Annotated in this window: 26 protein-coding genes; 11 read left to right on the forward strand and 15 right to left on the reverse strand. The window is 62.6% G+C overall.

What is annotated here, in order from left to right; genetic code table 11:
* Position 1: 1 nt before the first annotated feature.
* The 9 genes from ispH to coxB all read right to left on the reverse strand — a co-directional run bounded on the left by ispH (position 2) and on the right by coxB (position 7615).
* Complete coding sequence (gene ispH, locus BLT09_RS20270; protein ID WP_027152363.1) at positions 2-1012, reverse strand: 4-hydroxy-3-methylbut-2-enyl diphosphate reductase; 1011 nt, start codon at positions 1010-1012, stop codon at positions 2-4.
* A gap of 97 nt (positions 1013-1109) precedes the next feature.
* A complete protein-coding gene (locus BLT09_RS20275; RefSeq protein ID WP_167366480.1) occupies positions 1110-1865 on the reverse strand; it encodes an SURF1 family protein in 756 nt (251 codons plus the stop codon).
* Positions 1862-2248: a DUF983 domain-containing protein gene (locus tag BLT09_RS20280; protein WP_023799320.1), complete on the reverse strand. Its 387-nt coding sequence runs from the start codon at positions 2246-2248 to the stop codon at positions 1862-1864. The genes BLT09_RS20275 and BLT09_RS20280 overlap by 4 nt, the downstream gene beginning before the upstream one ends.
* 82 nt (positions 2249-2330) lie before the next feature.
* Complete coding sequence (locus tag BLT09_RS20285; RefSeq protein WP_027152361.1) at positions 2331-3212, reverse strand: cytochrome c oxidase subunit 3; 882 nt, start codon at positions 3210-3212, stop codon at positions 2331-2333.
* Between the two features lies 1 nt (position 3213).
* Positions 3214-3855, reverse strand: a complete 642-nt coding sequence (locus BLT09_RS20290; RefSeq protein ID WP_091596178.1) for a cytochrome c oxidase assembly protein — start codon at positions 3853-3855, stop codon at positions 3214-3216.
* A gap of 8 nt (positions 3856-3863) precedes the next feature.
* Entirely contained in the window at positions 3864-4025 is a 162-nt protein-coding gene (locus BLT09_RS20295) for a hypothetical protein (RefSeq protein WP_091596180.1), read from the reverse strand.
* A gap of 2 nt (positions 4026-4027) precedes the next feature.
* The gene (locus BLT09_RS20300) at positions 4028-4972 is read right to left on the reverse strand and encodes a heme o synthase (RefSeq protein ID WP_091595969.1); all 945 of its coding nucleotides are present in this window, start codon (positions 4970-4972) and stop codon (positions 4028-4030) included.
* 77 nt (positions 4973-5049) lie between these two features.
* A complete protein-coding gene (gene ctaD / locus BLT09_RS20305; RefSeq protein WP_091595971.1) occupies positions 5050-6699 on the reverse strand; it encodes a cytochrome c oxidase subunit I in 1650 nt (549 codons plus the stop codon).
* A 37-nt stretch (positions 6700-6736) separates the two neighbouring features.
* Complete coding sequence (coxB, locus tag BLT09_RS20310) at positions 6737-7615, reverse strand: cytochrome c oxidase subunit II (protein ID WP_091596182.1); 879 nt, start codon at positions 7613-7615, stop codon at positions 6737-6739.
* A 375-nt stretch (positions 7616-7990) separates the two neighbouring features.
* Here coxB and BLT09_RS20315 point away from each other — a divergent pair, with 375 nt between their 5' ends.
* The 3 genes from BLT09_RS20315 (at position 7991) to BLT09_RS20325 (ending at position 10560) form a co-directional block, all read left to right on the forward strand.
* On the forward strand, positions 7991-8581 hold the full coding sequence (locus BLT09_RS20315) for an invasion associated locus B family protein (protein ID WP_031254969.1): 591 nt from the start codon (positions 7991-7993) through the stop codon (positions 8579-8581).
* A 241-nt stretch (positions 8582-8822) separates the two neighbouring features.
* On the forward strand, positions 8823-10235 hold the full coding sequence (gene tldD, locus BLT09_RS20320; protein WP_091596184.1) for a metalloprotease TldD: 1413 nt from the start codon (positions 8823-8825) through the stop codon (positions 10233-10235).
* 43 nt (positions 10236-10278) lie between these two features.
* Positions 10279-10560, forward strand: a complete 282-nt coding sequence (locus BLT09_RS20325) for an AbrB/MazE/SpoVT family DNA-binding domain-containing protein (protein WP_091595973.1) — start codon at positions 10279-10281, stop codon at positions 10558-10560.
* Between the two features lie 125 nt (positions 10561-10685).
* Here BLT09_RS20325 and BLT09_RS20330 read toward each other — a convergent pair whose 3' ends face one another.
* The 4 genes from BLT09_RS20330 to BLT09_RS20345 all read right to left on the reverse strand — a co-directional run bounded on the left by BLT09_RS20330 (position 10686) and on the right by BLT09_RS20345 (position 13668).
* Entirely contained in the window at positions 10686-11219 is a 534-nt protein-coding gene (locus BLT09_RS20330) for an RES family NAD+ phosphorylase (RefSeq protein ID WP_413468401.1), read from the reverse strand.
* A complete protein-coding gene (locus BLT09_RS20335) occupies positions 11185-11556 on the reverse strand; it encodes an antitoxin Xre/MbcA/ParS toxin-binding domain-containing protein (protein WP_027152353.1) in 372 nt (123 codons plus the stop codon). Before BLT09_RS20335 ends, BLT09_RS20330 begins: the two co-directional genes overlap by 35 nt.
* An 85-nt stretch (positions 11557-11641) precedes the next feature.
* Positions 11642-12883, reverse strand: a complete 1242-nt coding sequence (locus tag BLT09_RS20340) for a class I SAM-dependent RNA methyltransferase (RefSeq protein WP_091595977.1) — start codon at positions 12881-12883, stop codon at positions 11642-11644.
* Positions 12880-13668 carry a TlyA family RNA methyltransferase gene (locus tag BLT09_RS20345; protein ID WP_091595979.1) on the reverse strand — a complete coding sequence of 263 codons (789 nt, stop codon included), beginning with the start codon at positions 13666-13668 and terminating at the stop codon, positions 12880-12882. Before BLT09_RS20345 ends, BLT09_RS20340 begins: the two co-directional genes overlap by 4 nt.
* A gap of 173 nt (positions 13669-13841) precedes the next feature.
* Between BLT09_RS20345 and BLT09_RS20350 the strand changes: the two genes are divergently transcribed.
* A complete protein-coding gene (locus BLT09_RS20350; RefSeq protein ID WP_091595981.1) occupies positions 13842-14243 on the forward strand; it encodes a GFA family protein in 402 nt (133 codons plus the stop codon).
* 271 nt (positions 14244-14514) lie between these two features.
* Here the strand turns inward: BLT09_RS20350 and BLT09_RS20355 are convergent, their stop codons facing one another.
* A complete protein-coding gene (locus BLT09_RS20355; RefSeq protein WP_091595983.1) occupies positions 14515-15000 on the reverse strand; it encodes a DUF302 domain-containing protein in 486 nt (161 codons plus the stop codon).
* Positions 15001-15179: 179 nt separating this feature from the next.
* Complete coding sequence (locus BLT09_RS20360; protein ID WP_413468396.1) at positions 15180-15638, reverse strand: MFS transporter; 459 nt, start codon at positions 15636-15638, stop codon at positions 15180-15182.
* Between the two features lie 94 nt (positions 15639-15732).
* Here BLT09_RS20360 and BLT09_RS20365 point away from each other — a divergent pair, with 94 nt between their 5' ends.
* From BLT09_RS20365 to BLT09_RS20395, 7 genes are all read left to right on the forward strand, one after another.
* Entirely contained in the window at positions 15733-16818 is a 1086-nt protein-coding gene (locus BLT09_RS20365; protein ID WP_091595985.1) for a patatin-like phospholipase family protein, read from the forward strand.
* A gap of 218 nt (positions 16819-17036) precedes the next feature.
* On the forward strand, positions 17037-17306 hold the full coding sequence (locus BLT09_RS20370; RefSeq protein ID WP_091595987.1) for a BufA1 family periplasmic bufferin-type metallophore: 270 nt from the start codon (positions 17037-17039) through the stop codon (positions 17304-17306).
* A gap of 33 nt (positions 17307-17339) precedes the next feature.
* Positions 17340-18368, forward strand: coding sequence for an MNIO family bufferin maturase (gene bufB / locus BLT09_RS20375; RefSeq protein WP_091595989.1), 1029 nt, complete (start codon positions 17340-17342; stop codon positions 18366-18368).
* Positions 18355-19131: an HvfC/BufC N-terminal domain-containing protein gene (locus tag BLT09_RS20380; RefSeq protein ID WP_091595991.1), complete on the forward strand. Its 777-nt coding sequence runs from the start codon at positions 18355-18357 to the stop codon at positions 19129-19131. Before bufB ends, BLT09_RS20380 begins: the two co-directional genes overlap by 14 nt.
* 36 nt (positions 19132-19167) lie before the next feature.
* Positions 19168-19623 (forward strand): DoxX family protein, encoded by a 456-nt coding sequence (locus BLT09_RS20385; protein ID WP_236473235.1) that lies wholly within the window; start codon positions 19168-19170, stop codon positions 19621-19623.
* Positions 19624-19653: 30 nt separating this feature from the next.
* A complete protein-coding gene (locus tag BLT09_RS20390) occupies positions 19654-20955 on the forward strand; it encodes an NAD(P)/FAD-dependent oxidoreductase (RefSeq protein WP_236473223.1) in 1302 nt (433 codons plus the stop codon).
* 34 nt (positions 20956-20989) lie between these two features.
* The gene (locus BLT09_RS20395) at positions 20990-22795 is read left to right on the forward strand and encodes an adenylate/guanylate cyclase domain-containing protein (RefSeq protein ID WP_091595996.1); all 1806 of its coding nucleotides are present in this window, start codon (positions 20990-20992) and stop codon (positions 22793-22795) included.
* The last annotated feature ends 16 nt before the right edge of the window (positions 22796-22811 follow it).

Raw genomic sequence — 22811 nt, forward strand, 5'->3', positions numbered from 1 at the left:
CTTACGCGGCCCCGTTGACGAAAGCCATGTCGGCGGCCGTCAGCTCGACGTCGCGCAGCACCCGCATCACCGGAAAATCCTCGGTTTCCGTCGCCGTCACCGCCAGCTCGATGGTTACGTCGAAGCGCTGCCGGAACGCATCGATGATCTCGTCGACGATGATTTCCGGCGCCGATGCACCTGCCGACAGACCGAGCGTCGAGATGCCGGCGATCTCGGTCCATGGAATCTCGGAGGCGCGCTGCACCAGAAGCGACATCGAGGCGCCAGCGCGTTCGGCCACTTCGACGAGACGCCGCGAATTTGAGGAGTTGGGAGCACCGACGATCAGGAAGAGATCGGCACCCGCGGCGGTCTCCTTGACCGCTTCCTGGCGATTGGTGGTGGCGTAGCAGATCGATTCCGCTGCCGCCGCATGCAAATCGGGAAAACGATCCTTAAGCACCCGAATGATGCCGGCGGTGTCCTCGACCGACAGCGTCGTCTGGGTGACGAACCCGAGCGCCTGCGGGTCGGCGGGCACCAAATTCGCAGCGTCGGCTTCGGTCTCGATCAAGGTGACGGCGCCGTCCGGCAACTGCCCCATCGTGCCGATCACTTCCGGGTGGCCGGCATGGCCGATCAGAAGCACATGACGGCCGAGCCGCTGATGGCGCATTGCCTGCTTGTGGACCTTCGACACCAGCGGGCAGGTGGCGTCGAGATAGAAGAGGTTGCGCGCCTGGGCGTCCGCCGGCACCGACTTCGGCACGCCATGCGCCGAAAAGACGACCGGGCTCTGACGATGCTCAGCCGGTATCTCGGAGAGCTCCTCGATGAACACCGCACCGAGGCTTTGTAGCCCCTCGACGACGTAGCGATTATGGACGATCTCGTGGCGAACATAGACCGGCGCGCCATATTTCTTCAGCGCCAGCACGACGATCTGGATGGCGCGGTCGACGCCGGCGCAGAAGCCGCGCGGCTGGCAGAGCCTTATCGTCAGCGGTGGCTTTGTGGTCGTGTGAAGCATGGTTCCCGGCCGGTTGGTCGTAGCGTGAACTCAAGTCTTGAACTCAAGGCGCGAAATGAGGTGCGCACCCCTGCCCTGTCAAGGGCACCAGTGCTGATCATTCTTCTTTCGCCGGGCGGCGAAGCCTGAAGATGAGGACGCCGGCAAGGGCAGCGGCAAGGCCGTACCAGGTTACGGCATATTGCAGATGGCTGTTCGGCAGCTCGATGATTGTAACGCCGCCGACCGGCAGCCCGCCCGGGTTCGGCGTGGCGTCCGCGTCGATAAAGAATGGCACCAGCCCCGCACCTGCCGGCAGACCGGCGCTGGCCGCCATGGCGTCGCGATCCTTCCAGTAGAAGATGTTTTTCTGCGGATCATTGTCGGGAAGCATCATCGAGGGCTTTGCCGGCAGCGGATTGCGGGCGAGCCCCGTCACCGTTACCTGGCCCGCACCATGGCTTTGCGGGCGCTTGGCAGCGTCCTTGAGATCGTACGGCACGAAGCCGCGATTGATCAGGACGAAGCGGCCGTCCTCCAGATGCAATGGCGTGAAGACATCGAAACCGGACTGGCCTTCCCAGGTCGCGAAGAAATGTCGCTCGCCTTGATGCAGGAACGTGCCTGATGCCGTCACCGGCGTGTAATCCACATCGCCGCTGGCGGCAAACCGCTTTTCGACCTCGGCCAACGGCACGGGCGCTGAGTGCGTGCGCCGGTCGATGGTCTGGAGAAGACCCTCTTTCCAGTACAGGCGCTGGACCTGCCAGGTGCCGAGCGCCAGCAGGATGAAGAACAGCACGAGGCCAAGCCCAAGCAGCAATGCCGTCTTCGGCCGCGAACGGCCCGCAATCGAAGCGGATGTCGTGCTCATTCGCCGAGGTCCAGCCTGCCCTCTGCCGCCTTGTTGCGGTATTGCAGCGTCAGGAGCACGCCCTTGATCAGCCTGAGCGCGCCCAGGCAAAGCACCAGCGTCAGCGGTATCCACAGCAGGAAGTGCAGCCAGAGCGGCGGGCTGAGCGTCACCTCCATCCACAGCGCCAGACCGACTACGATGAAGCCGATGATCAGGATGACGAACACCGCCGGACCGTCGCCGGCATCGGCGTAGGAATAGTCGAGGCCGCAATTGGCGCAGCGTTCGCCGACGGTGAGGAAGCCGGAAAACAGCCGGCCCTCGCCGCAGCGCGGGCAGCGGCCGTGCAGGCCAGCCGAAATCGGATCGATTGCTGGCCAGATCGCCTTGTCGTCGCTCATTGCGATACTTTAGTGCCCTTCACTCCAAAAGGTAAGGCGGCCACGTCGCCGCAGCCGCCTCATCGATTTCCTCAGGAAGATTTCAGTGGCCTTCGATGACCGCGCCGCTCGAGGCCCAGACATAGATCGACGCGAACAGGAACAGCCAGACTACGTCGACGAAGTGCCAGTACCAGGCGGCGGCCTCGAAGCCGAAATGGTGCTTGGGCGTGAAGTCGCCCTTCATCGCGCGGACCAGGCAGACCAGCAGGAAGATGGTGCCGATGATGACGTGGAAGCCGTGGAAGCCGGTCGCCATGAAGAAAGTGGCGCCGTAGATCGAATCCCTGAAGCCGAACGGCGCGTGCATGTATTCGTAAGCCTGCACCATGGTGAACAGGATGCCGAGACCGACGGTCAGCACCAGGCCGTTGATCAGCCCCTTGCGGTCGCCATGAAGCAGCGCGTGGTGCGCCCAGGTCACCGTAGTGCCCGACAGAAGCAGGATGACGGTGTTGTAGAGCGGCAGGTGGAAGGGGTCGAGGACCTCAACGCCCTTCGGCGGCCAGACACCGCCGGTGAAGGTGGCGCGGGCATATTGCTGTGCCTCGCCGGGAAACAGGCTGGCGTCGAAGAAAGCCCAGAACCAGGCGACGAAGAACATCACCTCGGAAGCGATGAACATGATCATGCCATAGCGCAGATGCAGCGACACAACACGCGTGTGGTGGCCTTCATGCGCTTCCCTGATGGTATCCGACCACCAAGCGTACATGGTGTAGATGACGATCAAGAGGCCGATGAAGAACAGCCACGGATTGGCGATGTTGAAGCCGAAGATCGGGAAATCGCCGCCCTTGAGATACTGCATGTAACAGACGCCGCCGATCGCGGTGACCAATGCACCGACCGAGCCGAGAAAAGGCCACGGGCTCGGGTCGACGAGATGGTAGTCATGTTGTGGTTTTGCGTGCGCGTCTGCCATATCAACCCCCGAGGCTTCGTTCGGTATGTGAAACTTTGTTGCTTGTGCCTTCGGCCGGCACTGACGACACGACCGGCTTCTTCTTCTCGTTCTTCTCGACCGGGAACATCGTGTAGGACAGGGTAATCGTCTTCAGGTCCTTCAATTCTGGCGCGTTGACGATGTCGGGATCTACATAGAACACGACCGGCATGTCCAGCGTCTCGCCAGGCTTCAGCGTCGTATCGGTAAAGCAGAAACACTCGACCTTGTTGAAGTAGGATCCCGCAAATTCCGGCTGCACATTAAAGGTCGCGCGGGCCGTGGTGGCGCGGACGAATTTGTTCGTGGCGCTATAATGCGCCTGCGCCGTCTCGCCTATCTTGATGGTGACGGAGCGGGCGACCGGCTCGAACTGCCAGGGCACGCCGGCTGTGTTGGCGTCGAAACGGATGGTGATATCGCGGTCGAGCACCCGGTCGGCATATTGCTGCGTTGCGCGTTTCACAGTGCCGCCGTAACCGGTCGCCTGGCAGAACATCGCGTAGAGCGGCACCGCGGCATAGGCCATGCCGATCATGCCGCCGAAAAAGGCGATGCAGACGCCGGCGACGACGCGGTTGGTGTTCTTCTTTTGAGGATTGGTCACTGTTTGGCGGTTCATCTTGAGCCTCACATGGTTCCGGTGAGGTTGTTACCGAATTTCACGACGGTCGCGATGTAGAAGATGACGACAAGCACCGCCAGCGCCAGGCCGATGGCTACCGAGCGGTTGCGCCGGGCCTTCTGCTGGCGCTCCGTCAGCGTGACGAGTTCAAGCTTCTTGTCGGCCATGGTCATGCTCCGCCCATGGTCAGCACGCGCCCGACAACGCAGTCGGCAAGGTAGACGGCGAAAATGGCAAAGAGGTAGAGCAGCGAATAGCCGAACAATGCCTTGGCCGGCTTCATCACATGGTCGTCGTCCGCCGTCCGCAGCACCTGCCACGCATACCAGACGAAGCCGGCACCAAGCAGCACCGCAAAGACGCCGTAGGCGGGCGTGGTGAAACCGAGCATCCATGGCAGCACGCCAACCGGGGCAAGGATCAGCGCGTAGGCAAAGATCTGGCGTCGGGTCGAAGCCTGGCCGGCGACATTCGGCATCATCGGGATGCCGGCCCTGGCATAGTCCTCGGACTTGAAGAGGGCGAGCGCCCAGAAATGCGGCGGCGTCCATAAAAAGATGATGAGGAACAGGACGACGCTTTCCAGGCTGACGGTTCCGGTCACCGCGGCCCAGCCGATCACCGGCGGAATGGCGCCGGCAGCACCGCCGATGACGATGTTCTGCGGCGTCCAGCGCTTCAGCCACATCGTGTAGACGACGGCATAGAAGAAGATGGTGAAGGCCAGGAGCGTCGCCGACAACCAATTGACCAGCACGCCGAGCGTCATCACCGACAGCACCGACAGCACCAGGCCGAAACTCAGCGCCTCGCCTGGCCGGATGCGGCCGGCCGGCACCGGACGGCCGGCGGTCCTGGTCATCACCGCATCGATATCGGCGTCATACCACATGTTGAGCGCGCCGGACGCGCCAGCCCCGATGGCAATGGCCAGGATCGCGATCACCGCCAGAAGCGGATTGATGGCCACAGGTGCCGCGACCAGGCCGACAAAGGCGGTGAACACCACCAGCGACATGACGCGCGGCTTCAACAGTGCGAAGAAATCGCCCGCCGTCGCTTCCGACATGCGAAAGCCCGGTTCGTCAGTCAAGGTGTCGTCGACAAGGGCCATGCGTACTTAAAGTCCATCATTCCGTTGGCCAAAACCGCCGGGCGAACCGGCGATTCAGTATTCGCCCAGGCAGAAGCCTATTTGATCTTCGGCAGCTGTTCCCACTGGTGGAAGGGCGGCGGCGAAGGCAGCTGCCATTCAAGCGTCGTCGCACCCTCGCCCCATGGATTGGCGCCGGCCACCCGCTTCTTCTGGAAGGCCTCGAACACGCCATAGAGGAAGATGACCACGCCGACGCCCGAAATATACGAGCCGTAGGACGACACCATGTTCCAGCCGGCAAACGCATCCGGATAGTCGATGTAGCGGCGCGGCATGCCTGAAAGTCCGAGGAAATGCTGCGGGAAGAAGACGAGGTTGACGCCGACGAAGGTAACCCAGAAGTGGGTATTGGCGATGACAGGCGAATACATGTAGCCGGTCATCTTCGGGAACCAGTAGTACCAGCCGGCGAAGATGGCAAAGACCGCGCCCAGCGACAGCACATAATGGAAATGCGCGACCACGTAATAGGTGTCGTGCAGCGGGCGGTCGAGACCGGCATTGGCAAGCTGGACGCCGGTAACGCCGCCGACGGTGAACAGGAAGATGAAGCCAATCGCCCACAGCATCGGGGTCTTGAGCGAAATCGACCCGCCCCACATGGTGGCGATCCACGAGAATATCTTCACGCCCGTCGGCACCGCGATAACCATCGTGGCGAAGACGAAATAGCGCTGCGTGTCGAGCGACAGGCCGGTCGTGTACATGTGGTGCGCCCAGACGATGAAGCCGACCGCCCCGATCGCCACCATGGCATAGGCCATGCCGAGATAGCCGAAGATAGGCTTCCTGGAGAAGGTCGAGACGATGTGGCTGACGATGCCGAAGCCCGGCAGGATCAGGATGTAGACTTCCGGGTGCCCGAAAAACCAGAACAGGTGCTGGAACAGGATCGGGTCGCCGCCGCCGTCGGGCGCGAAGAAGGTGGTGCCAAAATTGCGATCGGTCAAAAGCATGGTGATGCCGCCGGCCAGAACCGGAAGCGACAGCAGCAGCAGGAAAGCGGTGATCAGCACCGACCAGGCGAACAGCGGCATCTTGTGCAGCGTCATGCCAGGCGCGCGCATGTTGAAGATGGTGGTGATGAAATTGATGGCGCCGAGGATCGATGAGGCGCCGGCGATGTGCAGCGACAGGATCGCAAGATCCATCGCCGGTCCGGGCTGGCCCGAGGTCGATAGCGGCGGATAGATCGTCCAGCCGCCGCCGACGCCGTAGGCGCCAGGCGCGCTCGGCACGAAGGCCGAGATGATCAGAAGGATGAAAGCCGGTGGCAGCAACCAGAACGAGACGTTATTCATGCGCGGGAATGCCATGTCCGGCGCGCCGATCATGATCGGCACCATCCAGTTGGCGAAGCCGCCGATCAACGCCGGCATGACCATGAAGAAGATCATGATCAGCGCATGGGCGGTGGTGAAGGCATTGTACATGTTCTTGCCGCCGTCGAGCGCAGCGTCGGCGTTCAAGCCGTAGACCATCTGCGCCAGGCCGGTGAAAATCTGGATCCCAGGCTCCTGCAGTTCCATACGCATGACGACCGAAAGGGCAGCGCCGACGCAGCCCGCCATGATCGCGAAGATCAGGTAGAGTGTGCCGATATCCTTGTGGTTGGTCGAATACACCCACCGCACCCAGCCATGATACGGCTTGTGGTCGTGGTCGTGAGCTGCAGCGTCTGCCATGTTCGGCTCCGTTCCCTGATCTTTTCTGGTCGCGGCATCAGTTGCCGGCGGCCGCTACCTTGTCTTTGCCGTCGACCTCGGCCATCAGCGCCTTGTTGGCGCCGGGAAGGTCGGTGCCGGCTGCTGCCAGCCAGGTCTTGTACTGGGCGTCGGAGACGACGCGGATCGCGATCGGCATGAAGGCGTGGTCCTTGCCGCAGAGCTCCGAGCACTGGCCGTAATAGAGGCCTTCCTTTTCCGCCTTGAACCAGACCTCGTTGATGCGACCCGGAACCGCGTCGGTCTTGATGCCGAAGGACGGCATGGCAAAGGCGTGGATCACGTCTGCCGCCGTCACCAGTACCCGGGTCATGGTGTTGACCGGCACCACCATCTCGTTGTCGACGGCGAGCAGGCGCGGATAAGCGCCGCGGTCCTCCTTGCCGGCCGCGGCGCGGTCAGAATCCGCCAGGATCGCCGAGTTGAAGGAAAGCGTGTTTTCGGTCTGGTATTCGTAATCCCAGTTCCACTGGTTTCCCGTCGCCTTGACGGTCAGCTTGGCTTCCTCCGGCGGTGTGTATTGCGCGGTCAGGAGCTGGAACGAAGGGATGGCGAGCAGGAGCAGGACGACGACCGGCCCAACCGTCCAGATCACCTCGATCAGCGTGTTGTGGCTGGTGCGCGACGGGGTCGGGTTGACGCTCGCGCGAAACTTCAGGATGCAATAGGCGATGAGAAAGAGCACGAAGAGGGTGATCGGCACGATGAACCACAGCGTATAGCCCTCGAACCAGGCGATCTGCCGCATCATGTCGGTGGCGGCGGGCTGGAAGCTCATCTCCCACGGCGCAGGCTGGGCCGCATGGGCGGACGCGCCGGTGAACAGTGTGGCGGCAGCGCTTGCCAGGAGTTTGGCGCCTGCTAGGAATTTTCTCATTGCCGTCATTATCTCCCAGTTCCTCGCGATCGGACCGCAAGAATATCGAACAACGCCGGGACGGGAATCCCGGATAGTCCCGAGGCTGGTTCAAACCATACTCTATTTGCCTCTGCAAGAAAGGAGCGGGGGAAACCGTGCGGCATTTTTGCGCGCAAGCGCGGCTGCGCCTTGTGGCGGCGGCCGCGGCGGTGTCGGACCCGCGAATGCCCGAGCGGCGGAGTGTCCCGGCAAAATGCGCCGGGCCGTCGCAATTCGGGCGAATTTGGCACGGAAAAGCGCACAATTGCCTTGGTCGAGGCAGGCCGGCAGTGGTCTCATCCTTTACTTGCCCTTGGCGCGGCTTAAAGTGCCGTGATTCGCAATGGAGCCGTCATGAACTCTTGGCTTTGGGGACTTGGGCTTTCTAGAAGCTTGGCAAAGGCCATCCTTCTCGCTGCCGTGTGTAGCGTTGGCCTATCTGGCGTTGGTCTGTCCGGGATCGGCCTGTCCTATGTTGGCTCGTTTGGCGTCAGCCAGGCCAATGCCGCGCAGCCAAGCGGCAAGGTGCGGACGACGCATGGCGCATGGTCGATCATCTGCGACACGCCGGCTGGCGCCACCTCGGAACAATGCGTGATGATGCAGAACGTCGTCGCCGAAGACCGTCCCGAGATGGGGCTTTCCGTCGTCGTGCTGCGCACCGCCGACAACAAGGCCGAAATCCTGCGCGTGCTGGCGCCGCTCGGCGTGCTGCTGCCCAACGGGCTCGGCCTCAATGTCGACGGCAAGGACATCGGCCGGGCCTATTTCGTGCGCTGCTTCCAGGACGGCTGCTATGCCGAGGTCATTCTCGAAAAGCCGCTGCTCGACACGCTGAAAACCGGAACGTCGGCCACCTTCATCGTCTTCCAGACGCCGGAGGAAGGCATCGGCATTCCGGTCGAGCTCAAGGGTTTCGCCGACGGTTTCGCCGCGCTGCCTTGAGGCGGGGCGTGAGGCCCAAACCCTGCTGACGAAAATGAGATTGTGACCGCCTTTGGCTACAGCGCCGCGCATTCAAGGGCGCGCAAAGGACGCTGTAGCGCTTCGATTTTGCGCATGATCCTTTCCGAAAATCGATTCCGATTTTCGGGGTCATGTACAGACAATGGTCATTGCCGATTGTCTGGGCGCACCTTCGCGCCTACATCGTGAGGACAATCTCTTTCCACGGACGGACCGCGCCATGAACAGCCTGATCGGCCAATTCGACATTTCCGACGATCGCATCAAGCAGATCGTCGCCGAGACCATCAACGGCGCCGACGACGGCGAGTTGTTCCTCGAATACAGCGAGAGCGAAGCGCTGATGTTCGACAATGGCCGGCTGAAGACCGCCAATTTCAACACAGACCAAGGCTTTGGCCTGCGCGCGGTCGCCGGCGAAGCGAGCGGCTACGCGCATTCCAGCGATCTTTCGGAAGCGTCGCTGCTACGCGCGGCCGACGCCGTGTCAACCGTCAAGAGCGGCTACTCCGGCACGCTTGCTGCGGCTCCGGCCCGCACCAACCGCCATCTCTATGGCGACGACAACCCGATCCCCTCGCCCTCCTTCGAGGCCAAGGCCAAGCTCCTTCAGGAAATCGATGCGTGGCTGCGAGCCGAGGATCCGCGCGTGCGACAGGTGACGGCGTCGCTCGCCGCCTCCTGGCAGCATGTCGAGATCGTGCGTGCCGACGGCCAGATGGTGCGCGACGTCCGCCCGCTGGTCAGGATCAATGTGTCGGTGGTGGTCGGCGACGGCGACCGCCAGGAGAGCGGCTCCTACGGCATGGGTGGACGCAAAGGCTTTGGCGAATTCCTGGTCGAGGACAGCTGGAAGCACGCCGCCAAGGAAGCGCTGCGGCAAGCGCTGGTCAACCTCGAGGCCATCCCGGCGCCGGCCGGCACCTTTGACATCGTGCTGTCCAGCGGTTGGCCGGGCGTGATGCTGCACGAGGCCGTCGGCCACGGGCTGGAAGGCGACTTCAACCGCAAGAGGACATCGGCCTTCGCCGGGCTGATGGGCCAGCAGGTGGCAGCAAAAGGTGTCACCGTCGTCGACGACGGCACCATGGCCGAGCGGCGCGGCTCGCTGACCGTCGACGATGAAGGCACGCCGTCGGCCCGCAATGTGCTGATCGACGACGGCAAGCTTGTCGGCTATATGCAGGATCGCCAGAACGCCCGGCTGATGGGCATGAACGCCACCGGCAACGGACGGCGCGAAGGCTACGCGCACCAGCCGATGCCGCGCATGACCAACACCTATATGACTTCAGGAGACATGGAGCCGGACGAAATCATCGCCTCGGTCAAGAACGGCATCTATGCCGTCTCCTTCGGCGGCGGCCAAGTCGACATCACCTCGGGAAAATTCGTGTTCGGCTGCACCGAGGCCTACATGATCGAGGACGGCAAGGTGACGCAGCCGATCAAGGGCGCCATGCTGATCGGCAATGGGCCGGATGCCATGCATCGGGTTGCGATGATCGGCAACGACATGAAGCTCGACACCGGCATCGGCATGTGCGGCAAGGCCGGCCAGGGCGTGCCGGTCGGCGTCGGCCAGCCGCACCTCAGGATGAACCAGATGACGGTTGGCGGAACGCGGGTTTGACGGAAGCTGCGGTTTTTGTCTTACATGCAGAGGATGCGCCGCGATGGCCAACCCGGAAAGACTCGTAACCACCGTCTCGACCAAGGGGCAGGTCACCCTGCCCAGCGCGATCCGCAAGCGGAGGGAATGGGACGCCGGCACACGTCTTCTGGTCGAAGATACTCGGGAGGGCGTGCTACTGAAGCCTGCACCAGTCTTCGCCGAGACACGGCCAGAAGACGTGTTTGGATCCCTGCCCCATAGAGACAGGCCGAAGACGTTGGAAGAAATGGACGCGGGTGTGTTGGCCGAAGCGCGGCGGCGCGGCCGGTTAGAACTGCCCTAAAGCGCGTCGCGTTTGACCGGCCTCATGCGACGCGCTTTAGGGTGTTGTTTTATGCATGTCGTTATCGCAAAACCGCTTCACACCCTCGGGTCCAGGCCCAAGGGCATGCTTTTGCGCGACATGCATTAAAGCCATGAAGCCGCCGTTTTCGGCAAGCGATGGTCGGGATCGATGACCTTCAGACGGGGTGTGTTGCTCTCGTTCCATCGCCACAGCGCCACGCATGTGCCGCCGGGCGACATGAAGGACGGGTAGATCACGCCATGCTGCCCATCGGCAATCAGGCGATCTCTCAGCGTATGCGTCTCAGGCACAAGGCCCTGATCCATGATGTCGCGCCATTCACATCGGTGAATGTCCGCCGTCACGCCGAGCCTGGTCAGCACATCAGCGTCCGTAAGGTCGGCCAGGCGCGCGCCTGAAAGTGCGAGTTGCGCAATCAGCGCCGGATGCTGAACAAAGCCCTGATTGTACTCCGCCCAGGCCGTAGACAATTCGCCCGCGGCATAGATCGTCGGGGCGCCGACTGGATTCCAGCGACCGCCAAAGCGGGCTGCTCCTTCGCCGGAAAGCGGCAGATGCGCCCAACGCGGCACGAAGGCGCGCCACAGGCTCAGTCTGTTTTCAGGCATAGATGCCGGAGCGGACTGCCTCCAGATAGGCAAGCACCTTGTCCGTCTTGCCCTCTCGAACGAGATCGTAGGCGGTCTTTCCCGCCCAGCCGGGGATCGGCTGATGCTTGAACCAGATCGCCGCACGCTGTTCATCGCCGGCCATCTCGCCTGCCATCGCAAGGATACGGACAATCGGACTCAATGCGGCGTCGACCTTGCGCGCGCCGGTCTTGGCGGCAAGCGTGTTGCGCGCGACGCCGATCAGGCCCGCCAGTTCGGTCAGATTGACGCCCAGCAGTTCAGCCACCCGTCTTGCCGAAAGAAATGGCGTCCGCTCATCGCCAAAGCGCGATGCTCTGATATCGAGAGCTGCGGTATTCATAACAGTTTCCTAGCACATTTTGAACAGAACACATTCAAAGTATGCTCATTTTACGCGAAATTCAAGCTCAACAAGTGCGGACCCGCTACCGCCTTCGCTTCGGCTTCTCCAGAAGCGCGACGGCCTCGACATGCGGCGACCACAGGAACTGGTCGATCGGCGTCACGCTTTTCAGGGCGTAGCCGCCATCGAGGAGGATGCGCAAGTCGCGCGCCAGCGTAACCGGATTGCAGGAAACCGCGGCGACCAGCGGCACGTCGGAACGGGCAATCTGCTTCGACTGGTCTTCGGCGCCGGCGCGGGGCGGATCGAAGATGACGCCGTCGAAGGCATTCAGTTCCCTCGAAGTGAGCGGCCGCCGGAACAGGTCGCGGCGTTCGCTGGTCACCCGCTTGAGACCGCTGGCGAAACGGAATGCCCGGTCGAGCGCCGAAAGCGCTGCCGCATCCCCCTCCACCGCATGGACCTCCGACCTGGCGGCGAGGCGCAGCGCGAAGCTGCCGCAGCCGGCGAAGAGGTCGGCGACCTTTTTGGCGCGCGCGAGGTGCCGGCCGACGATGTCGGCCATCGCCTGCTCGGCGGCCTCGGTCGCCTGCAGGAAAGCGCCCGGCGGCACCGCGACGGCGACGCTGCCGAACGTGACAACCGGCTTTTTGGGCTCGATGATGATCTCGCCATCGATCGAAAGCCTGGCCAGCCCCTGGGCGATGACGAAATTGGAGGCGACGCGGCGCTGGTTCTCGCCGAGCTTGCCGGACTCGTGAACCGCGACATCGAGGCCGGAACCGGTCGCCGTGACCGTCATGCGGAACGATTTCGTCGTGGCGCAAACCAATTCGGCGAGTGCTCTCAGACGGTCGAGCATTGCGACGATCTCGGGCAGCGAGATCGGGCATTCCTCAATGGAAATGATCTCGGACGACAACGCCCGAACGAAGCCAAGCAGCATGCCGGACTCGCTGCGCCTGGCGGTGAACACGACGCGCCGACGCGTCTGCGGCGCGCACGGCACCAGCGCGTCAATGTCGCAAGTGATGCCCTTGCTGTTGAGCGCATGCGCAACCTTGTCACGCTTCCACCGATGATAGGCTTCGGCCTCGAGATGCTGGATGGCGCAGCCGCCGCATTCGGTGAAATGCCGACAGGCAGGGTCGATGCGAAGCGCCGAAGCCTCCAGCACCGACATCAGCGTGGCACGGTCCTTTTCGCGCGCGGCGGTGACGGTTTCACCGGGCAGCGTGAACGGAATGAAAAGCTCGCCGGTTTCGGTTTCGGCGACGCCGTCGCCCTGGGAGCCCAGCCGTGCGATCGTGAAGCGCGCGGTCATCGGCCTCCGATCCCCCTGTTCTCGATACCGGCGTCCTTGATCCCGGCGAGCAGGAACTCGCGGTTGCCGTCGCCGCCTTCGATCGGCGACAGATGCAGTCCGAGCGAGCGCCAGCCGGGGACGCCGTCCAACCAATCCTGCAGCAGGCCGGCAACCCGCGCGGCATCGTATGGATCTTTCAGCAAGCCGCCCTTGCCGATCGCCTCGCGGCCCGCCTCGAATTGCGGCTTGACCAGAAATATTGCTTTGGCGCCGCTCCTGGCAATGGCGAGCGCCGGCGGCAGCGCCAGTTTCAACGAGATGAAGCTGACGTCGGAGACGATAAAATCTGGAATTCGATCGGCAAGATCGGCGGTCGAAAGATCACGGGCGTTCAATCCCTCGATGACCGTCACACGCGGATCGCCGGCGATATCCGGATGTATCTGGCCATGCCCAACATCGATCGCCGTGACATGCGCCGCGCCGCGTGCGAGCAGCACTTGAGTGAAGCCTCCGGTCGAGGCGCCGACGTCGAGCGCTTCGCTGCCGGCTGGATCGAGGTCGAAATAGTCGAGCCCGGCGATCAGCTTCAGCGCAGCACGGGACACATAGCCGTGCGCCGGATCATCGACTTCTATGAGGCAATCAGCCCGGACGGTCTGGCCGGGCTTGCGGGCGATGACGCCGTCAACCATCACGGTGCCGCGCTCGATCGCGTCGCGGGCGCGAGAGCGGCTGGGAAACAGGCCGCGCGCGACGAGGAGTTCGTCGAGCCGCTGGCGTGTGCTGGCTGGCAAAGTCATCTGCCTTCATGGCGAATGCCTGTCACGAAGGCAAGGATGTTGGGCAAGACAACGAACATCTTGCCAAAGCGGCGAGCGCATCAGGCCGCCCAAAGTCTGTTGAATATCGCGCCGGGTCCGCCACAATGTTGGGGAACACTGCTCATGTTGCTGCCAGAAGGTGAGGAGGACGAATGCTGACCGGAACCTGCCATTGTGGCGCGGTCCACTGGACTTTGGAGGGCGATCCCGGCTCGATCACAGCCTGCAACTGCACGCTTTGCCGCCGCTATGGCGCGCTATGGGCTTACGATTATGTCGACGAACGCATCCGTCTTGCGGGACCGACAAGTGCTTACACGCGCTCCGGAAAGGATGCCCCGTCGCTCGAGATCCTGTTCTGTCCGACATGCGCCTGTGTGCTGGCCTGGCGTGGTTTGCGCGCCAGTGCCGCCGGTCGCACGCGGATCGCCGTCAATGTGAGGCTTGCGCCGCCTGACACCGTCGCCGACTTGCCAATCGACCATTTCGATGGTCTCCACACATTCGAGGACCTGCCGGGCGATGGTCGCTGCGTGCGCGATATGTGGTTCTAGGTGGAAAAATCTGACACTCAGCACCGGTGCGGAAGGGCGAAAGATGACCCTTGGCGGTGGTTCGTTCGCGACCGGCCAAATTCACGCCCATGACCCTGAGCTGACCTTCTGTCCCAGTCTCTCCGTTGCCCGCAATTCAGGGGAAGCTGTCGTTCCGGTCATGTCTGATGCTTGGGTACGAGGGTGTTACGTGTCATAGGAACTAAATCCGTGGCGGCGCAAAACTTTCGGGGCCGGACCGCTAGCCGGAAGGCCGGCCCCGCTTCAAGGATCATTTCTCGATGCTGGAGGTGACGGACTGGATCACTTCGGTCGCCATCTTGAATTCCCTAGTGCGGCTTTCGATACCGTGGCGCCTGGCGATGTAGTCGAAGTCCGTGTAGGCCGCGTAGACCGAGCCATCAGCCGTCTGGTAAACGACGACGCGCACCGGCCAGTCGAGGCCGGCTTTCGGGTTCGCGGTGATGAAGGTCGTGCCGAGTGCCGGGTTGCCGAACATGATGAGCCGCGACGGCCTGACGACGTTGCCGGCGGCGTTGCCGAGCTTGGCTTGGTTGATGACACCGAACAACGTGATGCCCTTGTCGGCGACATCCTTCTTGATCCGCGACACGGTCTCTGCAACCGAATAGCCGCTCTTGACTGTAACGACGCCGTCGGACGCCGTCTCAGCATTGGCCTGGGCCAGAAACCCCGGGGTGGCAAGCGTCAGGACAAGCGCCGTCGACGCGAGGGTCGATTTGACTGAATTGATCATTTTTCTTTCTCCGTGAGTGAAGCCGGTCCTTTGACAGGCTGGAAGAAAGGATGCGGAAAGGCTCGACGGATTGATAATGCCGTTTGCTGCCTGAATTGATGAGTGCGGCGTATGGCTGGCAGGTTCCATGGAAAATGCCGCCGCTCATGAGCGGCGGTAAACGTCGAGGTGAAGCGGGATCAGACGCGTGGCGCCGTCAGCGGGCGGGCGATTATCGTTGCCGCGATCAGGGCGGCGACGAGAACAATAACACAAGTGGTCCAGCCGAGCCGGTCATAGACCTGGCCGAGGACAAAGCTGCCGACCAACCCGCCGGAATAGTATGAAGCAAGATAGATACCGCTCGCAGCGGCCTTGTCGCGGGCGGCGACGCGGCTGACATGGCCGGTCGTGATCGCCTGCGCCAAGAATGTTCCGATGGCAATCAGCGCCATGCCCGCAAGAACGATCGGCAGATTTGGAGTGAGCAGCGCCAGAAGGCCGGCGATGGCGATTCCGAGCGTCAGGACAATGCCGCTGGCCGGGCCGAACCGCCTTGCCACTCGGCCGGCGAGCGGGGTTGTCAGCATCGACGGCAGAAATACGAAATAAACGAGACCGAGCGCCATCGGCGACAGGGCCAGCGGTGCTGCGGCCAATTGGAAATTTACGGCCGATCGACGGCGGCTGGACTGCGCACTGAGCGCACCGTCATCGTCAAATTTCTGCAATTTTACGCGAGGAGGGTACCCGATGAACACTCATGCCGACGTTGTGAAGCTTGCCTCCAGCCAATCGGAACCGGCCGCGGCCAGCGTGGTCCGCGGGAAGCGGACGATCAACCTCGCGCTTCAGGGCGGAGGCGCGCACGGCGCCTTCACATGGGGTGTCATCGATCGGCTCCTTGACGAGGAGAACTTGTCCCTCGAGGGGGCAGTCGCCACCAGCGCCGGGGCCATGAACGCGGCGGTGCTTGCCTACGGGCTCGCCGAAGGCGGACGGCGCGGCGCGCAGAAGGCGCTTGCGAATTTCTGGCGCCGCGTCAGCCACGCGGCGGCCTTCAGCCCCCTGCAGCCGAGCCTGCTTGACAAGATGACCGGGTCGCGTTCGCTCGAATACTCCCCGGCCTTCCTGATGCTCGACATGGTGACGCGATTGATGTCGCCCTATCAGTTCAATCCCTTGAATTTCAATCCGCTGAAAAACGTTCTCGAGCAGTCTATCGATCTCGATGCCGTCCGCATGTCGCGCTGTCCTCTGAAACTCAACATCTGCGCGACCAATGTGCGGACCGGGAAGGTCAAGGTTTTCTCCAATGACGAGCTGTCGATCGACGCCATCATGGCGTCGGCATGCCTGCCGTTCCTGTTCCAAGCCGTCGAGATCGACGGCGAGGCCTATTGGGACGGCGGTTATATGGGAAATCCGGCAATCTTCCCGCTGATCTATTCCTGCGACACGCCGGACGTGCTGATCGTACATATCAATCCTGTTGAACGCGCCGAACTGCCGCGCTCGGCGACGGATATCCTTAATCGCATCAACGAGATAAGCTTCAACTCTTCGCTTTTGCGGGAAATGCGGGCGATCGCCTTCGTCACGCAACTGATCGACTCGGAGGCCGGCCAGACGCTCGACCTCAAGCGCATCTTCGTCCACGGCATTTCGGATGACGAGACCATGAAAAAGCTTGGCGTCTCCAGCAAGCTCAATGCCGATTGGGGCCTGCTTACGGATCTTCGCGACCGCGGCCGTGAACGCGCCGAGGAATGGCTCGAAGCCAACTATAACCACATCGGACAGCGTTCGACGGTGGACATCCACGAACGCTATCTCTGACACAACTCCCGGCCGGCATTATCCCCCTCTGGATGCCGGTTTGCTGAGCCCTCCGGCAACCCTCCCGGAGGGCTCTTTTCATGCAGCCGGCGCATACAGCGCGTCTATCGAAACCATGCCAGGACAGCATTTCAGTTGATGGCTGCGATCGAAGAGAGTGGCTTCAGACGGGCTGATCGCCGGTCTGAACTAAACACAAACCCAGGAGACGGAAAATCATGATCAATACCAAATCGCTCATCGGCTCGGCTTTGGCCGCGGCTACCACGCTCGCCGCCAGCGCTGCCTTCGCCGGTCCGGCCGCTCAACCGGAGTTCTCGTTCGAAAAGTGCTACGGCGTCGTCAAGGCCGGCCAGAACGATTGCCAGACTGCCACGCATTCTTGCGCCGGGACCTCTACGGCCGACAACCAGTCCGACGCATGGATCTACGTGCCGGCCGGCACTTGCGGAAAGCTTGCCAGCGGCAGCACCGAACCCAAGGCCTGATCCACTCCCACGCAACCCAAATGGAGACGACTGATGCCCAATAAGCTTCCCACCCTCCCAATTCCGCAAGCCGCGGGCATCGGTCTTCGCTCGCCGCACAATGCTGAAATGCTTAGCCGCCGGCCGTCGGCGGGTTGGCTGGAGGTTCATGCCGAAAACTACATGGGCGGTTCTGCTGCCGTCGCCGCGCTCGAAAACCTGCGTGAGACCTACCCCCTTTCTGTTCACGGCGTAGGGCTGTCTCTCGGCAGCGCTTCCGGCGTCGACCGCGACCATCTGGAACGCATGCGCAAGGTATGCGTGCGCTTCGAACCCGATCTTGTTTCCGAACACCTCGCCTGGAGCGGCGCCGACGGCGCCTACCTCAACGACCTTTTGCCACTCCGTTACGACGAAGCAGCGCTCGCGATCGTCGCCAACAATATCAAGCTCGTTCAGGACACTCTGAAGCGCCGCATCCTGATTGAAAATCTCTCTGCCTATATCGAGTTCAGCGGTTCGACGATGACGGAGGCCGAGTTCTTGGCCGAACTTGTGAAGCGCACGGGATGCGGCCTGCTTCTCGACGTGAACAACGTCTACGTTTCCGCCCACAATCTCGGCTTCGACGCGGCTGCGTTCATCGAAGTGCTGCCTGCCGAGGCGATCGGCGAGATCCATCTGGCAGGCCATGCCGTCAACGACGTTGGCGATGACACGGTCCTGATCGACGACCACGGCTCGCGCGTGCCGTCCGCCGTGTGGTCACTCTATGCCGGCGCGATCGAGAAATTCGGCCCACGCCCCACCCTGATCGAATGGGATACCGACGTGCCCGTGCTCGACGTGCTGCTGGGCGAAGCAATGTGGGCGGATATGCTTGCCGCTTCGATCGCCTTCCGCAAGCGGCAGGATTCCCTTCCTGTTTCCGCGCCGAAGCAGTCCGCTCCAGGCATTGTCGTTCCGTTCGAACGCGATGCACCGCGCGGGCAGATGCCGGTGCTTGCCGCTTTCGATGCGATCAAGCCCGCGCGCCTCGCTGCAGACCGTGACGCCAGGAGGATCCGCCATGCTGCCGCTTGAACATCTGCAGAACATCATAGCGCAGTCCGTGCTTGGCAACCCGCAATTCGGCCTTTCGTCGCTCGTCTCAGCGGGCCGCGCCGATCCATGCCGACGGCTGCGCATCTATGAGAACAATACCCGCGCCTCGCTGACAGCGACGCTGATGGCCGTATTCCCAGTCGTCGTTCGCATGGTCGACGAGCGGTTCTTCCGCTATGCCGCAAGCGAGTTCATTCGTCAGCATCCACCCGGCGAGCCAAGGCTGGTGCGCTATGGCTCCGACTTCCCGCGCTTCCTCGGGACCTTCGAAGGTCTGGCCGAAATGCCCTTCGTCGCGGAAACGGCGCGGCTTGAATGGGCGATCGCCGAGGCGCTTGATGCGGCATCACTGCCGGCCCTGAACCTGGCGGCTTTGGATGGCGAAGCCTCGAGCTCGACCCCCGAACTGATGCTCCAGCCATCCTTGCGCCTCGTTATGTCGCATTGGCCGGTACTGTCGATCTGGTCGGCGCATCAGAACGGAGGCGTTCCGGATCAAGCTGATGTCTGGCAGCGAAAAGCCGAGCGCATCGCGCTCTGGAGGCACGGCGACAATGTACGCTTCGCGCGCCTCACGAGCGCCCAGTTCTCATTCCGCCATTCTCTGAAAAAGGGCCTCGGCCTGGAGAGGGCCGTTTCACGCGCCCTCACGCACGAACCGATGTTCGATGTCCTCGGCGCCCTCGTCAGCCTGTTCGGCGAAGGCTTGGTGACCGGCATCGGCTTCGACCACCCGCAGTAAACGAAAATGGAGAGACCAATGAGCGTGACCCGCGAAATGCCTTCAACCAGTGGCCGCAGCCTAGCCGCCGCCTACCGCAGGGCTCTGAACCTGGCGGACAGCATACCCCTTTCTCTCGTTCAGCTGGCGGGTCGCGTCGCGGTCGCCCACGTGTTCTGGCAATCGGCGCAGACCAAGCTCGCCTCCTGGCCGGTAACGCTACAGCTTTTCGCGTTTGAATATGATCTGCCGCTGATCGAGCCGGCGCTGGCGGCCCCGCTCGCGACAGCCGCCGAAATCATCGGCGCCGCATTGCTTTTCCTCGGCCTGTTCTCGCGCCTCGGCGCGCTGATGCTGCTCGGGGTAGTCGCGGTGATCCAGATCTTCGTCTATCCGGGACACTGGGGCGAACACCTCATGTGGAGTTCGCTGCTGCTGCTCATTTTGGCTCGCGGCGCAGGCGTCGTATCGTTGGACTATCTGGTCGACGGCTATTTCCGTCGCGGAGCGTGAACAATGCTGCGGCAATCCAGCGAAGAAGTGATGATCTTGGCAGAGTTGGAAGCGACGCCGGCCAAGACAGATGCGCTTCCACCGCGCCGGCCGCGGGTCGTCATTCTCGGCGCGGGCTTCGGCGGCCTCAACGCAGCGCTCGGGTTGCGCAACGCGCCGGTCGATATCACTGTCGTCGACCGCCGCAATTATCATCTGTTCCAGCCGCTGCTTTATCAGGTGGCGACGGCCGGCCTATCTCCGGCGCAGATCGCCATGCCGATCCGGCGCGTCCTCGCCAGCCAGAAGAATGCAACCGTCCTGATGGAAAAGGTGGAGGGCGTCGACACCGCTGCGCGGACTGTGCTGACCGGCAGCAGGCGAATTCCCTACGATTACCTGATCATCGCCACCGGCGCCCGCCACGCCTATTTCGGTCACGACGCCTGGGAAGCAAATGCTCCCGGCCTCAAGACCATAGGCGACGCCACCGAAATTCGCGCCCGCATATTGACCGCGTTCGAAAAGGCAGAAGTGACCGACGATCCGGCTCTTCGGGAAAAACTCCTTACCTTTGTGGTTGTCGGCGGCGGCCCCACCGGCGTCGAACTCGCGGGCGCCATCATCGAACTCGCGCGCAAAGCGATCGTTCGCGATTTCCGCAACATCGATTCCTCGACCGCAAGGGTTGTACTTGTCGAGGCCGACGAACGGCTGCTCACCGCATTTCCGGAGAAGCTCTTGCAATCGGCCAAATCGCAGCTCGAAAAGCTTGGCGTCGAGGTCAAGCTCGGCGCCGCGGTTACGGAGTGCGACGACAATGGCGTCGCGCTCGCGGATGGGCAACGCGTCGCTTCAGCCTGTGTGCTCTGGGCTGCCGGCGTCATGGCCTCGAGGGCGGCGAAATGGCTGGACGTCGCGGCCGATCGCGCCGGCCGCGTCGTTGTCGACGAACATCTGCATGTGCCCGGCCGCGAAGGCCTCTATGTCATCGGTGATACTGCTTCGGTAAAGGGCAAGGACGACAGTCCGGTTCCGGGCGTCGCCCTTGCCGCGAAGCAAATGGGCCGCTATGTGGCAGACCTCATCAAGGCGCGACTTGCCGGGCGGACGGCAGAACCTTTCCGCTACGCCGACTACGGAAATCTCGCCACGATCGGCCGCAAGGCCGCCGTCGCGGATTTGGGACCCATCCAACTGCGCGGTTTCCTAGCCTGGCTGCTCTGGAGCTTCGCGCATCTGTGGTTCCTTGTCGGTTTCCGCAACCGCACCGGTGTCTTCCTCGATTGGGCTTGGGCCTATGCAACATTTGACCGCAGCGCGCGCCTCATCACCGAACGCCGCGACCGGTAGGTGCCGCCTGCCGCGCATAGCGCTTGGGCGGGCGATGACGGCGCTGCTGCTCATGGCGGTCATGTCGACGGCTGCATCGGTGCATATCATCTGGGAGCGCACGGCAACCCGCAATGTCGAGAAGATCGTCGCCAGCCTTGGCGCCCAGAGCGCCGATTCTGTCCGCGGCGAATTGACATCAACGCTGGCCGTCGTGGCAGGCACGGCCGAGATCATCCGCTCGATCCTGTTCCAAGGCACGATCAAGGCCGATGACGAGGTCAGACGCGAATTCCTGTTCCTGTCGCTGCTGCGTGAACAGCGCGCAATCGGCTGGATCGGATTTGGCTTCCCCGACGGACGGTTTTTCGGCTCGCACGCGGCGGCCGGCGGCAAGATCGAGATGGTTGAAATCGGCCCGGGCATGCGGGGGAAGCCGCGCCCGTTGCGCCGTGATATCTATCATCCCATCCCCGGCGATGTGATGTTCGAAGAACGCATCCACGGCGAGACCGCTTACCTAGCGCTCGGTGCGCCCTGGTATCGCCGGGCGATGGACTCGACGGAACCTGTCTGGAGCGTGATCGACGTCCTGCCCAATGGCTTCGAGCCCTCGGTGGTTGTTTCAAAGCGGGTCGAGCTCTATGGCAGGTACCAGGGCGTGGTCATGGTGGCCGTGAGTTTCGCCAATTTGTCGCAGGCGCTGAGTGGTCTGCAAGTATCAGGTCACGGCAAGACGTTCGTGCTGGGCGGTAGCGACAAAGTACTGGCTGCATCGGATGCGCCCGGCGGTCCTATGCCTGCTCATCTTCGCGATTTTCCAAAGAGCGACGCGCTTGCCGCCGCGGTGGGCGACGCCATTTCGATGATGAAAGGGAACGAATTTCGCACGCTGGTTGATGGTGGCGAGATCGGCCCGGTCTACGTCTCGTCGTTTGCGCTCCCATTCGAACAATGGCGGCTCCTGACCGCGATACCGCGCTCCTCCTTCGCGGAAGAGATCGACCGCAACACGCGTCGGGTGCTGCTGGTGGTCGCCGGGCTGGTCGTGCTGGCAGCGGCCACTGCCGTGCTCTTTTCGAACCTGCTTTTCGCCAGGCCAATCCGCCAGCTTGCCGCGCAGCTCCGTGAGATCGAACGGTTCTCGCTCGACCAGGTGCGGCATGTTCCGACATTCCTGGCCGAACTCAATGATTTCTCGGAGGCGCTGAAGCGCATGGCGGTCGGGTTGTCGGCTTTCGCCAAATACATGCCGCTCGACGTCGTCCGGCCTCTCGTCGCGGGCGGGCTTGAGCCTGCGCCCGGCGGTAGGCTCGTGGAAGTGACGGTGATGTTTGCCGATCTGCCGGGCTTCACCGAACTCACCGAGCAGCTCGGCCCCGATGTCCAGCCGCATCTCACCAACTTTCTCACGCTTGCAGTCGAAGCCATTCATTCCGAAGGAGGCACCGTCGACAAGTTCATTGGCGACGCCGTCATGGCCATCTGGAACGCACCGACAGCCGTGCCGGATCACGCACGCCGCGCATGCAGCGCTGCAGCCGCGATCCGGGCCGCGATGCATGCGCTGCCCGCCGTTTCGCCGGACCACAGCGACATACGGGTGCGAATTGGCATCAATACCGGCACCGCGATTGTCGGCAATGTCGGATCGGCCGAACGGCTGAGCTATACGGCCATCGGCGATACGGTCAATCTGGCAAGCCGTCTCGTTGGCGTCGCCAAGGAACACGGCGTCGAAATCGTGCTCAGCGACATGACGCTTGCGCAGACAAGCGGCCAGATCGCCGCGCAGCCACTTGGCATCACCAATGTTCGCGGGAAGGCAGTCCCGGTCCTGATACACACGCTCGCAACCTGAACAACCGCTGCGGCCA

This window comes from Mesorhizobium muleiense, assembly GCF_900099905.1.
In the GTDB taxonomy this organism is placed as follows: Bacteria; Pseudomonadota; Alphaproteobacteria; order Rhizobiales; family Rhizobiaceae; genus Mesorhizobium; species Mesorhizobium muleiense.

What these genes read in the sequence shown, in the direction of transcription:
- ispH (WP_027152363.1), bottom strand. Translation starts at nt 1,012, where the DNA reads ATGCTTCACACGACCACAAAGCCACCGCTGACGATAAGGCTCTGCCAG.
- BLT09_RS20275 (WP_167366480.1), bottom strand. Translation starts at nt 1,865, where the DNA reads ATGAGCACGACATCCGCTTCGATTGCGGGCCGTTCGCGGCCGAAGACG.
- BLT09_RS20280 (WP_023799320.1), bottom strand. Translation starts at nt 2,248, where the DNA reads ATGAGCGACGACAAGGCGATCTGGCCAGCAATCGATCCGATTTCGGCT.
- BLT09_RS20285 (WP_027152361.1), bottom strand. Translation starts at nt 3,212, where the DNA reads ATGGCAGACGCGCACGCAAAACCACAACATGACTACCATCTCGTCGAC.
- BLT09_RS20290 (WP_091596178.1), bottom strand. Translation starts at nt 3,855, where the DNA reads ATGAACCGCCAAACAGTGACCAATCCTCAAAAGAAGAACACCAACCGC.
- BLT09_RS20295 (WP_091596180.1), bottom strand. Translation starts at nt 4,025, where the DNA reads ATGGCCGACAAGAAGCTTGAACTCGTCACGCTGACGGAGCGCCAGCAG.
- BLT09_RS20300 (WP_091595969.1), bottom strand. Translation starts at nt 4,972, where the DNA reads ATGGCCCTTGTCGACGACACCTTGACTGACGAACCGGGCTTTCGCATG.
- ctaD (WP_091595971.1), bottom strand. Translation starts at nt 6,699, where the DNA reads ATGGCAGACGCTGCAGCTCACGACCACGACCACAAGCCGTATCATGGC.
- coxB (WP_091596182.1), bottom strand. Translation starts at nt 7,615, where the DNA reads ATGAGAAAATTCCTAGCAGGCGCCAAACTCCTGGCAAGCGCTGCCGCC.
- BLT09_RS20315 (WP_031254969.1), top strand. Translation starts at nt 7,991, where the DNA reads ATGAACTCTTGGCTTTGGGGACTTGGGCTTTCTAGAAGCTTGGCAAAG.
- tldD (WP_091596184.1), top strand. Translation starts at nt 8,823, where the DNA reads ATGAACAGCCTGATCGGCCAATTCGACATTTCCGACGATCGCATCAAG.
- BLT09_RS20325 (WP_091595973.1), top strand. Translation starts at nt 10,279, where the DNA reads ATGGCCAACCCGGAAAGACTCGTAACCACCGTCTCGACCAAGGGGCAG.
- BLT09_RS20335 (WP_027152353.1), bottom strand. Translation starts at nt 11,556, where the DNA reads ATGAATACCGCAGCTCTCGATATCAGAGCATCGCGCTTTGGCGATGAG.
- BLT09_RS20340 (WP_091595977.1), bottom strand. Translation starts at nt 12,883, where the DNA reads ATGACCGCGCGCTTCACGATCGCACGGCTGGGCTCCCAGGGCGACGGC.
- BLT09_RS20345 (WP_091595979.1), bottom strand. Translation starts at nt 13,668, where the DNA reads ATGACTTTGCCAGCCAGCACACGCCAGCGGCTCGACGAACTCCTCGTC.
- BLT09_RS20350 (WP_091595981.1), top strand. Translation starts at nt 13,842, where the DNA reads ATGCTGACCGGAACCTGCCATTGTGGCGCGGTCCACTGGACTTTGGAG.
- BLT09_RS20355 (WP_091595983.1), bottom strand. Translation starts at nt 15,000, where the DNA reads ATGATCAATTCAGTCAAATCGACCCTCGCGTCGACGGCGCTTGTCCTG.
- BLT09_RS20365 (WP_091595985.1), top strand. Translation starts at nt 15,733, where the DNA reads ATGAACACTCATGCCGACGTTGTGAAGCTTGCCTCCAGCCAATCGGAA.
- BLT09_RS20370 (WP_091595987.1), top strand. Translation starts at nt 17,037, where the DNA reads ATGATCAATACCAAATCGCTCATCGGCTCGGCTTTGGCCGCGGCTACC.
- bufB (WP_091595989.1), top strand. Translation starts at nt 17,340, where the DNA reads ATGCCCAATAAGCTTCCCACCCTCCCAATTCCGCAAGCCGCGGGCATC.
- BLT09_RS20380 (WP_091595991.1), top strand. Translation starts at nt 18,355, where the DNA reads ATGCTGCCGCTTGAACATCTGCAGAACATCATAGCGCAGTCCGTGCTT.
- BLT09_RS20385 (WP_236473235.1), top strand. Translation starts at nt 19,168, where the DNA reads ATGCCTTCAACCAGTGGCCGCAGCCTAGCCGCCGCCTACCGCAGGGCT.
- BLT09_RS20390 (WP_236473223.1), top strand. Translation starts at nt 19,654, where the DNA reads ATGATCTTGGCAGAGTTGGAAGCGACGCCGGCCAAGACAGATGCGCTT.
- BLT09_RS20395 (WP_091595996.1), top strand. Translation starts at nt 20,990, where the DNA reads ATGACGGCGCTGCTGCTCATGGCGGTCATGTCGACGGCTGCATCGGTG.